Source organism: Rhizobacter sp. P5_C2 (assembly GCF_054049715.1).
In genome coordinates, this window is sequence record NZ_JBFULV010000155.1 from 1 (window position 1) to 11,657 (window position 11,657).

14 protein-coding genes and 1 pseudogene are annotated in these 11,657 nt (G+C 64.6%); 2 read left to right on the top strand and 13 right to left on the bottom strand.

Annotated features, from left to right (window positions below; translation table 11 throughout):
• The 4 genes and pseudogenes from ACXJLU_RS31065 to flhB form a co-directional block, all read right to left on the bottom strand.
• Window positions 1–226: pseudogene (locus ACXJLU_RS31065) on the bottom strand (flagellar biosynthesis protein FlhF); the annotation flags it as partial.
• A 295-nt stretch (window positions 227–521) separates the two neighbouring features.
• On the bottom strand, window positions 522–1,178 hold the full coding sequence (locus tag ACXJLU_RS31070) for a nucleotidyltransferase domain-containing protein (RefSeq protein WP_457337622.1): 657 nt from the start codon (window positions 1,176–1,178) through the stop codon (window positions 522–524).
• 54 nt (window positions 1,179–1,232) lie between these two features.
• The gene (flhA, locus tag ACXJLU_RS31075) at window positions 1,233–3,314 is read right to left on the bottom strand and encodes a flagellar biosynthesis protein FlhA (protein WP_457337623.1); all 2,082 of its coding nucleotides are present in this window, start codon (window positions 3,312–3,314) and stop codon (window positions 1,233–1,235) included.
• Window positions 3,311–4,480 (bottom strand): flagellar biosynthesis protein FlhB, encoded by a 1,170-nt coding sequence (gene flhB / locus ACXJLU_RS31080; protein WP_457337624.1) that lies wholly within the window; start codon window positions 4,478–4,480, stop codon window positions 3,311–3,313. The genes flhA and flhB overlap by 4 nt, the downstream gene beginning before the upstream one ends.
• A gap of 270 nt (window positions 4,481–4,750) precedes the next feature.
• On the opposite strand from flhB, the gene ACXJLU_RS31085 reads away from it, so the two are divergent.
• Window positions 4,751–5,554 (top strand): hypothetical protein, encoded by an 804-nt coding sequence (locus ACXJLU_RS31085; RefSeq protein ID WP_457337625.1) that lies wholly within the window; start codon window positions 4,751–4,753, stop codon window positions 5,552–5,554.
• Window positions 5,555–5,604: 50 nt separating this feature from the next.
• On the opposite strand, the gene ACXJLU_RS31090 is transcribed toward ACXJLU_RS31085, so the two are convergent.
• Window positions 5,605–5,730 carry a hypothetical protein gene (locus tag ACXJLU_RS31090; RefSeq protein ID WP_457337626.1) on the bottom strand — a complete coding sequence of 42 codons (126 nt, stop codon included), beginning with the start codon at window positions 5,728–5,730 and terminating at the stop codon, window positions 5,605–5,607.
• Window positions 5,731–5,921: 191 nt separating this feature from the next.
• On the opposite strand from ACXJLU_RS31090, the gene ACXJLU_RS31095 reads away from it, so the two are divergent.
• A complete protein-coding gene (locus ACXJLU_RS31095; protein WP_457337627.1) occupies window positions 5,922–6,647 on the top strand; it encodes a hypothetical protein in 726 nt (241 codons plus the stop codon).
• A gap of 79 nt (window positions 6,648–6,726) precedes the next feature.
• Here the strand turns inward: ACXJLU_RS31095 and fliR are convergent, their stop codons facing one another.
• From fliR to ACXJLU_RS31135, 8 genes are all read right to left on the bottom strand, one after another.
• Entirely contained in the window at window positions 6,727–7,488 is a 762-nt protein-coding gene (gene fliR / locus ACXJLU_RS31100; protein WP_073468380.1) for a flagellar biosynthetic protein FliR, read from the bottom strand.
• Window positions 7,489–7,516: 28 nt separating this feature from the next.
• Window positions 7,517–7,786: a flagellar biosynthesis protein FliQ gene (fliQ, locus tag ACXJLU_RS31105; RefSeq protein ID WP_047584897.1), complete on the bottom strand. Its 270-nt coding sequence runs from the start codon at window positions 7,784–7,786 to the stop codon at window positions 7,517–7,519.
• Between the two features lie 13 nt (window positions 7,787–7,799).
• Window positions 7,800–8,558 carry a flagellar type III secretion system pore protein FliP gene (gene fliP / locus ACXJLU_RS31110; RefSeq protein WP_457337630.1) on the bottom strand — a complete coding sequence of 253 codons (759 nt, stop codon included), beginning with the start codon at window positions 8,556–8,558 and terminating at the stop codon, window positions 7,800–7,802.
• 22 nt (window positions 8,559–8,580) lie between these two features.
• A complete protein-coding gene (locus tag ACXJLU_RS31115) occupies window positions 8,581–8,934 on the bottom strand; it encodes a FliO/MopB family protein (RefSeq protein ID WP_457337628.1) in 354 nt (117 codons plus the stop codon).
• Window positions 8,935–8,937: 3 nt separating this feature from the next.
• Window positions 8,938–9,375 carry a flagellar motor switch protein FliN gene (gene fliN, locus ACXJLU_RS31120; protein ID WP_047500484.1) on the bottom strand — a complete coding sequence of 146 codons (438 nt, stop codon included), beginning with the start codon at window positions 9,373–9,375 and terminating at the stop codon, window positions 8,938–8,940.
• Entirely contained in the window at window positions 9,365–10,369 is a 1,005-nt protein-coding gene (gene fliM, locus ACXJLU_RS31125; protein WP_073468376.1) for a flagellar motor switch protein FliM, read from the bottom strand. The genes fliN and fliM overlap by 11 nt, the downstream gene beginning before the upstream one ends.
• Window positions 10,370–10,403: 34 nt before the next feature.
• Window positions 10,404–11,012 carry a flagellar basal body-associated FliL family protein gene (locus ACXJLU_RS31130; protein ID WP_073468375.1) on the bottom strand — a complete coding sequence of 203 codons (609 nt, stop codon included), beginning with the start codon at window positions 11,010–11,012 and terminating at the stop codon, window positions 10,404–10,406.
• Window positions 11,013–11,161: 149 nt separating this feature from the next.
• Window positions 11,162–11,657 (bottom strand): flagellar hook-length control protein FliK (locus ACXJLU_RS31135; protein WP_457337629.1); only part of this gene is annotated, 496 nt, incomplete at its 5' end.

Sequence of the window (11,657 nt, forward strand, 5' to 3'; positions counted from 1 at the left end):
GGGCGCGGGGCGCGGCGGCGCGCTTGGCGACCGGCGGCGACGGCGGGATCGGACCGGCGGCCGACAGGCGCTCGATCTGTTGAACGCTTTCCGGCGCCATGGCCAGCACCTCGACGCCTTCGGCGCAGGGCTTGGTCGAGAGCACGACGGCGTCTTCGCCGAAAGCCTGGCGGACCAGGGTCAGGGCGTCGCGCGAAGTGCGGGCGGTGAAGCGTTTGACGTTCATCGGGAGCTCCAGGAGATCGAGCAGGAACCAGTGGCAAGCAATGGCATCCAGTGTGTGAGCGCGCAGCCGTTCATGGTCTGGCGATGAGCCACCGTAAATCCCTTCATTTGGGATGTTTCGTGCCGAGGGGGCACGGCGGTGGACAGGAAGGCAGAGGTCATGGACGGACGCGGTGGATGCGTGCCGTCATTGTTCCGGGGCGGGACCGGAACTTGAGGAGGATGAGAGGGGGGAAAGACCCCTTGTTCTGCTGCGCTATCGCGACAGCAGCGTCGCGTGGTGGGTCTGAAGGCCCTCAGGTCACGCTCGGATCGACGTCTTGTCCCGAGGGCAGGGGACGAAGGCCGAGGCCCGGATCTGCGACTGCTTCGCGCTTCGCAACATCCGACCACACTCCCTTCAGGTCAACCCTCGGCCCCGCGGCAACGGAGGACCAGAAGGCACTGCCCACGCTCAGCTGGAGCGCCAGTTCGGGAGGCGACACGACCACGACGTTGATGCTCTTGTGGTGCCGGCGGCCGACCGGCTTGAAGGCGGCCTGGGCGGACACCGCGCTCAACTCGCCGACGACCAGCACGTCCACGTCGCTGAGGGCGTCTGCCGTTCCTGCTGCCTGCGACCCGAAGACCGCAATGTAGGTGGCCGCCAGCGTTTGCGCCCTGGTACGAAGATCCTCCATCAGCGAGCCCGCGCGGGCGAACAGGGAGCGAAGCGGCTCGGCCAGCGGCGAATCCAGGTTGATCGCGTAACGCGTCGATGGACTGTCCGGCAGCGCACGCACCACCCCGCCGTCGACCAGCACGCGCAGCAGCTTGCTGGTGTTGCCCGAATCCGTGCCGGCCGCCTGGGCCAGGCCGCGCAAGTGATAGGTCTGGTCGGGGTTCGACAGCAGCACTTCGAGGATGCGTGCCTTGGTCTTGCCGCCGAACAGGGCCGTCAGGATGTCGCTCATTTGCTGTCAACTTTACAGCAATTGCTGTCGAATCAACAGCACCGGCGATGCCCGTCAGTTCGCCCCGATGATCGACCCGATCCGGATCGAATGCGTCTCCGGGATCTCGCTGTGCCCCAGCACCCGCAGCCGCGGCGCGGCGCGCTTCAAGAGCCGCGCCATCGGCGCGCGGATCATGTCCGGCACCAGCAGGCAGGCCGGGTGGCCCAGGTCTTCCTGGCGCTTGGCCGACGCGGCGGCGCTGCGCGTCAGCGTGTCGGCCACGCCCGGGTCGAGCACCGCGCCGTGTGGCGAGTTCAGCGCCTGGGTCACCAGGCGCTCCAGCTCCGGCTCCAGCGCGATCACCTCGAGTTCCTTCACCGGGCCGTAGATCTGCTGCACGATGGCCGGCGCCAGGCTGATGCGGATGCGCCGCGCCAGCTCGCCCGGCTCGCTCGCCACCGCGGCATGCTCGGCCAGGCTCTCGACGATCGAGCGCATGTCGCGGATGTGCACGCCCTCTTCCAGCAGCAGCTGCAGCACCTTCTGCAGGCTCGCGATGCCGACCATCTTCGGGATCACGTCTTCCATCAGCTTCGGCGCGAGCTTGGTCACGTGCTCGACCAGTTGCTGCGTCTCGACGCGGCCGAGCAGCTTGGCCGCATGCAGCTGCATCAGGTGCGACAGGTGGGTCGCGACGACTGTGGAGCAGTCCACCACCGTGAAGCCGTTCATCTGCGCCGATTCGCGCTGGCGCTCCTCGATCCACACGGCCGGCAGGCCGAAGGCCGGGTCGGTGGTGCGGGTGCCGATCAGCTGGGTGGTCGCGCCGCCCGGGTTGATCGCGAGCAGCATGCCCGGGAAGGCCTCGCCCTCGCCGACCACCGCGCCGCGCAGCGTCAGCCGGTACATGCTGGGCTTCAGTTCCAGGTTGTCGCGGATGTGCACCGGCGGCGGCAGGAAGCCGACATCCTGCGCGAACTTGCGCCGCACGCCCTTGATGCGCTGCAGCAGGTCGCCTTCGCGGTTCTTGTCGACCAGCGTGATCAGCCGGTAGCCCACTTCCAGGCCCAGCGTGTCGACCGGCTGCAGGTCATCCCAGCTGGCTTCGGCGTTCGGCTCGGCCACCGGCGCGGCCGGCGGCGGGGTGTTCCTGACGCGCTTGTTGCGCTCGTTCATCCACCACGCGGCATAGCCCATGGCGCCCGAGATCAGCAGGAACACCAGGTGCGGCATGCCGGGGATGATGCCCAGCAGGCCGATCACGCCGGCGGTGATGGCCAGCACGCGCGGCGAGTTGAAGACCTGGCTCGCGACCTGCGTGCCGACGTCTTCTTCCTTGCCGACGCGCGACACCACCATCGCCGCGGCCACCGAGATCAGCAGCGCCGGCACCTGGGCCACCAGCGCATCGCCGATGGCCAGCAGGATGTAGCTGTCGGCCGCCTGCGAGGCCGACAGGTCGTGCTGGGCCACGCCGATGATGAAGCCGCCGATGATGTTGATGAACAGGATCAGCAAACCGGCCATCGCATCGCCGCGCACGAACTTGCTGGCACCGTCCATCGAGCCGAAGAACTCCGCCTCGTTGCCCACTTCGAGGCGGCGGCGCTTGGCCTCCTTCTCGTCGATCAGGCCGGCGTTCAGGTCGGCGTCGATCGCCATCTGCTTGCCGGGCATCGCGTCCAGCGTGAAGCGCGCGCCGACCTCGGCGATGCGCTCGGCACCCTTGGTCACCACGACGAAGTTGATCACCACCAGGATCGCGAACACGATCAGGCCGACCGCGAAGTTGCCGCCGATCAGGAAGTGGCCGAAGGATTCGATCACCTTGCCGGCCGCGCCGGGGCCGGTGTGGCCCTGCAGCAGCACGACGCGGGTGGACGCGATGTTCAGCGACAGCCGCAGCAGCGTCGTCAGCAGGATCACCGTCGGGAAGGCCGAGAAATCGAGCGGCCGCACCATGTAGGCCGCGACCATCATCACCATCAGCGCCATCGCGATGTTGAAGGTGAACAGCAGGTCGAGCGCGAAGGCCGGCAGCGGCAACACCATCATGGACAGCACCATGATGATGAAGACCGGCGCCATCAGCGCCTTGATCGCCTTGGCATGCGGGCCGAGCCAGCCCTGGATTTGTCGGATCAGCGGGTTCATTCAGTGTCCTCGGTGGCCTTCAGGCCGTGCTTGCCGCTCTTCGGGTTGTGCGGATCGAGTTCGTCCGGCACGTTCAGTTCGGGCAGCGCGCCCGGCAGCGCAACGCGGCCGCCCAGTGCAGCGCGCAGCTGGTACACGTAGGCGAGCACCTGGGCCACCGCGGCGAACAGCGCGGCCGGGATCTCGCGGTCGACCTCGGCGTGGGCGTACAGCGCACGCGCCAGCACCGGCGCCTGGAGCACCGGCACCTTCGATTCCTTCGCGGTGTCGCGGATGCGCATGGCCATCAGGTCGGCGCCCTTGGCGACAACCCGGGGGGCGCCCATCTTGCCTTCGTCGTACTTCAGCGCGACGGCGTAGTGGGTCGGGTTCATCACGACCAGGTCGGCGGTGGGCACCGCGGCCAACATGCGGCGATTGGCCATCTCGCGCATGCGGGCGCGGATCTTGGCCTTGATCTCCATGTTGCCTTCGACTTCCTTGTGCTCCTGCTTGACCTCCTGGTGGCTCATCTTCAGGCGCATCGCGTGCAGCTGGCGCTGCAGCGGCACATCGACCGCGGCGAAGGCGGCCAGCGCCAGCAGCACCAGCAGCATGCCGCCGACGATGGTGCTGCCCACGTGCGACAGCGCCTGCGGCAGCGGCATCGACAGCGCACCGGCGAACATCTCGACGTGCGAACGCAGGTACATCGCGCCGATGGTGCCGAGGATCAGCGCCAGCACGGCGCCCTTGATCGCCTCGACCAGTTGCTGTTTCGAGAACAGCTTGCCCATGCCGGTGATCGGGTTGAACTTGTCGAACTTGGGCGACAGCGGCTTCAGCGTCCAGACCCAGCCGCCCGCGGCGACCGCGACGGCCACGCCGACGAGCATCATCAGCAGGCCCATCGGCAGCACGACCCACAGCAGCTTGTGCGTGAGTTCGGAAAGGCGCTCGCCCATGGCCTCGGGGTTCTTGGCCATCACGGCGTTGAACTGCAGGCCGGACGCGAGCAGTTGCTGCAGCCAGCGCGCCAGCATCGGCGCCACCGCCACCAGCGCCGCGCCGCCGACCGCGATCGCCGCGAAGTGCGACAGATCGCGCGAACGAGCGACCTGGCCCTCGGTTCGGGCCTTGTCGAGTCGTCGCTGCGTGGCGGGTAGGTTGCGGTCTTGGTCGGACATGGCGGGAGCGGTGATGCGCTCCCGCGATTGTTCCGGGGTGGGGGCGGAACTTGAGGCGGATCAGAGGGGGGAAAGCGGTCCTATTGCGTGCCGCTCGGTGCTCAGGGCGTCAACGGCCTGACATTTCAGGGACGTGGCCTGCATCTTTGATGGACCGGCTCCCTGAGAGGTGAACCCACCAGGGAACGTCGGCGCCGTTGAGGTCACTTATGAGAGTCACAAGCACTGGCAGCCGTCAATCGAGCCTGCTCCAACGCAAAAGGAATTTCAGTGGATCGCAATATCAGAAACGGGTGTCGATTTATTTCCAGCAGTGCACAAAATGCATGCACCAGTGCCGGCCGTAAGCTGCGTCGAGCAGGCACGAAGCTCTCCGGACTATTTCGCGACATCAGGGAAAAGGCCCGTCGACAGCGCCCGTTGGAACGCGACAATCCGCTGTCAGAAAGCGCACGGCACCTTTCGATTCCTGACGATTCCTCGAGCACTGAATCAGCCACTTCCGAAAACGACCTCGACTTCCCTGTAAGCCCCGACAAGACCATGGTGGCCTTATTGCTGCGCCAAAAGGGTTTACCGAAGGAAATTGCTCATGAGATCGTCCGCCAAACCCCCAATCTCAGGCGAGATTTTCCAGAGGAAGTCAAGCAGTGCAGTGCCGTGCTTACTAGAACGCTCGACAACACCTGCCAGACAATCACGAAGCACGGAGACGGCACAATCACGTCTCTTCCGTCCGTCTCCGAGCTGCGTAAAGCCATCAAGTCCGCAAACAACGGTTTCGACAAGCATGTAGCTTCTTCAAAATACCCTGACACGACGAGATCGCACTTGGCGATCCTCCAGTCCCACGTGATTTACATGGAAACAGCACTGCTCAAGGGTGATCCCGAAGCCTGCAGAACTGAAATGATGAGGCTGTATCAGAAAGCCGCCGTCATTGATCAAGGAGCCGCTTCTCCTCTTGATCTCAACTATCTTTCTTACCCTCAATTGCATACCAACTTGGTCAACGCACTTCCCAAGGATGAGAATGGAAACATCCTTCGACGGGAAATTATTTCCAATCAATAAAGTCTCGATTGAGACGGGGCCGACCGAAGATGAAGCGGATTCGGCCCGCTTCACTGAAACCTGCTCAGCATCTGCTCCAGCGCCATCGTGAACGGCGCCGGCATCATCGGCAGCACGCCCACCAAGCCGACGCCAAGCGTGATCGGAAACCTGCCTTCGCGTACAGACGGATCCATCGAGGACAAGAGGGGGAAAGAAGGCCTGTTTCGTCCCGGTTTGTAGCCAACCGTCCTCGGTCAGGGGCCAGCGTCAGCGAACAGACGAACCCATCGAGGAACCAGACATCGGCTCGGCTCCACTCACGGTGGTCTTCAACGTTGGCAGTTTCACAACCAGTGCGACTGCCTGTGCAATACAAGGAAGTTCCATGACAGATCGCATCAGCCCCAGAAATATCGGCCGACCAATTCTCCAAGGCATCAAGCGTGTCGGAACCGGTGCCAAGCGCAGCGCGAGACGAGCGGGCACAAAGCTGTCTGGTTTATTTCGTCAAGTCCGAAATGGTGCGCAGAGATACACCATGACCGTCGATCCCACAAACTCCGAAAGCTCGGGAAGCTCGGAAACAGATTCCCGGGCTGAAGAGATTTTCAATGAACAGAAGTTCATTCAAGACTTAAATCAACTCCCATACGAGATCCGGAACCATATCGTCGGATTTGCCATGCCGGCCGCATTCAAAACAGAATCAAATATACAAAAAAACAATCAAGCCGGCATTGAACGACTTCATGAGTTTATCCAGACCCAAGGCAAATTTATCTCCTCGAGGGTATTAAATTGCGGCAAAGGGGGCATGTTAAGAACTCACGCGACACAACTCACGACGTTCCTTTCAGATTGCAATGCCCATATTTCTGAGTTACAAGACGGAGATCCCCGCCTCGAAGTACTCAAAAAGTACGGCAGTGCAATGAATAGCGCCCTCGCCGACAACGACGGCTTCAGCCTGCAGGACTTGGTCAATTTCATGACAGGCCTTCAAGCTCTCCATTCCTATCTGCAGATGACCTTGAATTCCTCGGACGTCAGTCACATTGAATGGCAGCTTCCACGATATTGGCCTCAACCCACCGTCTCAACAACGGATTGAGCTGAGCAGGCCCCTTCTGAGCGCGGACTACACCTCGTTGCCGGGTCAGGACGGCAACGGGTGCTCCGCGCAGCCTGGCCTACTGAAACCTGCTCAGCATCTGCTCCAGCGCCATCGTGAACGGCGCCTGCATCATCGGCAGCGTCAGCAGCACGCCCACCAGGCCAACGCCGAGCGTGATCGGGAAACCGACCGCGAAGATGTTCATCTGCTGGGCGATGCGCGAGATCACGCCCATCACCAGGTTCACGAACAGCAGCATCGTGACCATCGGCAGCGCGATCCACAGCCCCAGCTTGAACACCTCGGTGCCCCACAGCTGCGGCTGCAGCACCCGCAGGAAGCTGAACGGCTCGGCGCTGACCGGGAAGGCCTGGAAGCTCTGCACCATCGCCGCGATCATCAGCAGGTGGCCGTTGATGATGATGAACAGCCAGCCAACGATGATGCCGAAGAAGCGGCCCACCGCATTGCCCTCGGCACCGCTCATCGGGTCGAAGAAGCCGGCGAAGTTCAGGCCCATCTGCAGCCCGACCAGCTCGCCGGCGAACTCGATCGCGGCGAACACGATGCGCGCCGAGAAGCCGAGCGTGATGCCGATCAGCACCTGCTGCAGCACCACCGCGTAGAGCATCGGCGAGTCGAGCGGGATCACCGGCATCGCCGGCAGCGAGGCCTGCGCGCTGATCGTGATCAGGAAGGCCAGGCCGACGCGCACCCGCACCGGCACGTTCTTCTGCGACAGCAGCGGCGCGCTGCTGAACAGCGCCAGCACGCGGATGAACGGCCACAGCAGTGGCGTCAGCCAGGCGGCGAGTTGGGCGTCGGTGAAGGTGAGCATGGTTGCTCAGCGCGAACGGCTGGTTGCGTCAGCCCACCACTGTCGGGATCGAGGTCAGCGTGCGCTGCACGTACTCGACCAGCGTCGTCAGCATCCACGGCCCGGCGAACATCAGCACCGCGACCGCCGCGACGATCTTCGGCACGAACGACAGCGTCTGCTCGTGGATCTGCGTCGCCGCCTGGAAGATGCTGACCAGCAGGCCCACGCCCAGCACCACCAGCAGCACCGGGGCCGAGACCATCAGCAGCAGGTAGAGCCCTTGCTGGCCCAGCGTGAAGACTTGTTGCGAATCCATGGTCGTCGTCTCTTCAGGTCGAGAAGCTGGCGGCCAGCGACCCCAGCAGCAAATTCCAGCCATCGGCCAGCACGAACAGCATCAGCTTGAACGGCAGCGCCACCAGCACCGGGCTCAGCATCATCATCCCCAGGCTCATCAACACACTCGCGACGATCATGTCGATCACCAGGAACGGGATGAAGATCAGGAAGCCGATCTGGAACGCGCTCTTCAGCTCGCTGGTCACGAAGGCCGGCACCAGCACCTTGAACGGCACGTCGGCGGCCTTCACCGCGGCATCCACCTTCGCGAGCTTCGAGAACAGCATCAGGTCGGCCTGGCGCGTCTGCTTCAGCATGAAGGCGCGCATCGGCACCTCGCCGCGCTTCAGCGCTTCGTCGAACGCGATCTTGTTCTCCGAATATGGCTGGTACGCATCGGCGTAGACCTTGTCCAGCGTCGGGCTCATCACGAAGAAGGTCAGGAACAGGCTCAGCCCGACGATCACCTGGTTCGGCGGTGCCGATTGCGTGCCCATCGCCTGGCGCAGCAGGCTCAGCACGATCACGATGCGGGTGAAGCCCGTCATCATCAGCAGCACGGCCGGCAGGAACGACAGCGCGGTGAAGAACAGCAGCGTCTGGATCGGCACCGAGTAGCTGGTGCCACCTGCCCCCTGCCCCACCAGCAGCGGCAGCGCGCCGTTGCCGACCGGCGCAGCCTGGGCTAAAGCCACTGCAGGAACGGCCGACAACACCGTCAAGGCAGCGATCGTGCCGATGCGGCGCACGCGGGCCGAAGAAAAAAGTTGCTCAGCGTTCACCGGTCGATCCTTGGTCACGACGGAAACGCGACAAGATTTGTGCAAAGGCGGGATGCACCGCCGGCATCTGCGGCGGCGCCGCTTCACTTTGCGGCGCCATGTTGTGCAGCACCGTGATGTTCTGCGGCGTGACGCCCAGCACCAGCCAGCGGCGCTCGTCGCCCTGCCCCACCTCGATGGTGACCAGGCGCTGGCTCGACGACAGCGGCAGCGCGGCCACGCTGCGCATCACGCCCAGCCCGCCGGCACCGCCCATCGGCGTGCGCTTGAGCAGCCACAGGGCCACCGGGATCATCGCGATGATCGCGACGAACCACATGAACGACGTGATCGCAGGTGACATCGCTCAGGCACCCTTGCTCAGGCGGCGCATGCGCTCGCTGGGGGTCACGATGTCGGTCAGCCGGATGCCGAACTTGTCGTTCACCACCACCACCTCGCCCTGCGCGATCAGGTAGCCGTTGACCAGCACGTCCATCGGCTCGCCGGCCAGCGCGTCGAGCTCGACCACCGAGCCCTGCGCCAGCTGCAGGATGTGCTTGATCGGAATCCGCGTGCGGCCCAGTTCCACGGTGAGCTGCACCGGGATGTCCAGGATCATGTTGATGTCGTTCGGCGCCGACGGCCCCGCACCCGACGCGAAGTTCGTGAACGCCACCGGCGACACCTGCTCGGCCGCGTTCTGCACCTCGGAGGCGGTCTCGGGCTTGGTTTCGGCGAGTGCGGCGGCCCACTCGGCGGCCATCGCGTCCTCTTCGGACGGCGCTGCGTTGTCAGCTGACATTGTTTTCTCCCAACCAGCTCATGGACGAGGCGGTCAACAGTTGATCGATCTTCAAGGCGTACTTGCCGTTGGAGGTTCCGTAGTGGCAGTCGAACACCGGCACGCCCGACACCTTGGCCTGGATGCCGGCCTGCAGGTCGAGCTCGATGAAATCACCGGGCTTGAACGACAGCAGCTGCTCCACGGTGGCCGGCGCCTGCGCGAGCTCGGCCACCAGCTCGACCTCGGCCGACTGGATCTGCTGCTTCAGCAGGTTGACCCAGCGCTTGTCCGGCTCGTTGCTGTCGCCCTGGATGGTCGAATACAGCACGTCGCGGATCGGCTCCAGCGTCGAATACGGGATGCAGAAATGGATGGTGCCGGTGGTGTCGCCGATCTCCAGCGTGAAGCTGGTGGCGACGACGATCTCGCTCGGCGTCGCGATGTTGGCGAACTGCGGCTGCATCTCCGAGCGCTGGTATTCCAGCTCGAGCGGGTAGATGCCGTGCCAGGCCTTCTTGTATTCCTCGGTCACCACGTCGACCAGGCGCGTGATGATGCGCTGCTCGGTCGGCGAGAAATCGCGGCCCTCGATGCGGGTGTGGAACTTGCCCGCGCCGCCGAACAGCGAATCGATCACCGCGAACACCAGCGTCGGGTCGCACACCACCAGGCCGCTGCCGCGCAGCGGGCGCACCGAGACGATGTTGAAGTTGGTCGGCACCACGATCTCGCGCAGGAAGGCGCTGTACTTCTGCACCTTGATGCCGCCGATCGAGATTTCCGGGCTCTTGCGGATGAAGTTGAACAGCCCGATGCGGATGTTGCGCGCGAAGCGCTCGTTGATGATCTCCATCGTGGGCATGCGCCCACGAACGATCCGCTCCTGGCTGGCAATGTCGTAATTGCGGATGCTGCCGTGCTGGACCTCTTCCTCTTCCAGCTTCTGGCTCTCTCCGGTGATGCCCTGCAACAGCGCATCGACTTCGTCTTGCGAAAGGATCTGCTGGTTCATGGCGTGGGCCCGGTCGTGACGACGAAGACCTGCATCACTGGATGATGAAGGTGGAGTAGTGCACGTGCGTGACCGGGTTGTGCACCGCAGGCTTGCGCTTTTTCTTGCTCTTCTTCGACTTCGGGGAGTCGTCGCTGTCGGCGTCGTCGGCATCGGCCTCGATGCCCAGCGGCAGCACGGCTTCGCGCATCACTTCGCGGGCGAGCTGGATCTTGCCCTCGCCTTCGAGCAGTTGCTGCGAGGTCTTGTGCGACATCACCATCAGGATGCCGCTGCGGATGGCCGGCATGTAGACCTTCAGCTGTTCGGCGAACTTCGGGTCGTCGACTTCCAGCGTGACGCCGATCTGCGCGAAGCGCTCGGCATCCTTGTCGGCCAGGTTGACGACGAACACGTCCAGCGGCACGAAGGTCGGAACGGTCTTGTGCTCGTCCTTGGCGTGCTTCTCGGGCGCGGCGGCGCCGGCGTCCTCGCCGTCTTCTTCCTCGGCGGCTGCGGCGGCCGCGGCGGCCTTCTTCTTCATGACCACGACGGCGCCGCCACCGGCCAGCGCCAGCGCGAGCACGGCGGCCACGATGACGATCAGCTTCTTCTTGCCCTTCGGGGCTGCACCGGCAGGGGCGTCAGCGACGGCAGTGGACATGGAATTTCCCTCGATGGCCCCCCGGCCGGCAGCGCCACGACGGCGCCGCACTCGCGGGTTGCAATGGGGAAATTATGGAAAACGGGCGGAAATCCTAAAGCGCGAAAAGCGGGGGAAAACCACGCCGTTCGGCCGCCCAGCCCCGAGCGTCAGGCGTAGAGGTCGAGCCCACCGGCCGACACGCGGGCGGTGCTGCGGCGCGGGGTGGCCGCTTCCGCCGCTTCGACGCCGCCGATGCTGCTGCGGGAGCGCGAACCGCCCTCGCCGCGGCCCTGGCCGCCCTCCGACGAGCCCTGGCGCGCCTGCTGCGAGACGCCGCCGCCGGTCAGCGTGAAACCGGCGTCGCGCAGCGCGGACGCCAGCTCGGGCAGCCCGTTCTCGATGAGCTGGCGGGTGCTCGCCATGTCGGCACCGAAATCGACCTGCGCCTGCGTGCCGTCGATCGCGATCTGCACCGAGATCGGCCCCATCTCGGCCGGGTTCAGGTGCAGTTCGGCCTGCTGCACGCCGTCGGCAGCCAGCATGCTGACCTGCACACCCAGCGATTGCGTGAAATCCGGCGCATCCACCGGTGTCGGCAGGTTGACGACGGTCGGGGCCTCGGCCGGCGCGCTCGGCGCGGTCGCGGCCAGCCCGGCCGCCAGC

Excerpts from the sequence above, each read along its gene's own strand:
- fliM (WP_073468376.1), bottom strand. The coding sequence starts at position 10,369 with ATGAACCAGCAGATCCTTTCGCAAGACGAAGTCGATGCGCTGTTGCAG.
- ACXJLU_RS31070 (WP_457337622.1), bottom strand. The coding sequence starts at position 1,178 with ATGAGCGACATCCTGACGGCCCTGTTCGGCGGCAAGACCAAGGCACGC.
- fliR (WP_073468380.1), bottom strand. The coding sequence starts at position 7,488 with ATGCTCACCTTCACCGACGCCCAACTCGCCGCCTGGCTGACGCCACTG.
- fliQ (WP_047584897.1), bottom strand. The coding sequence starts at position 7,786 with ATGGATTCGCAACAAGTCTTCACGCTGGGCCAGCAAGGGCTCTACCTG.
- ACXJLU_RS31115 (WP_457337628.1), bottom strand. The coding sequence starts at position 8,934 with ATGTCACCTGCGATCACGTCGTTCATGTGGTTCGTCGCGATCATCGCG.
- ACXJLU_RS31130 (WP_073468375.1), bottom strand. The coding sequence starts at position 11,012 with ATGTCCACTGCCGTCGCTGACGCCCCTGCCGGTGCAGCCCCGAAGGGC.
- flhB (WP_457337624.1), bottom strand. The coding sequence starts at position 4,480 with ATGTCCGACCAAGACCGCAACCTACCCGCCACGCAGCGACGACTCGAC.
- ACXJLU_RS31090 (WP_457337626.1), bottom strand. The coding sequence starts at position 5,730 with ATGGATCCGTCTGTACGCGAAGGCAGGTTTCCGATCACGCTTGGCGTC.
- fliN (WP_047500484.1), bottom strand. The coding sequence starts at position 9,375 with ATGTCAGCTGACAACGCAGCGCCGTCCGAAGAGGACGCGATGGCCGCC.
- ACXJLU_RS31095 (WP_457337627.1), top strand. The coding sequence starts at position 5,922 with ATGACAGATCGCATCAGCCCCAGAAATATCGGCCGACCAATTCTCCAA.
- flhA (WP_457337623.1), bottom strand. The coding sequence starts at position 3,314 with ATGAACCCGCTGATCCGACAAATCCAGGGCTGGCTCGGCCCGCATGCC.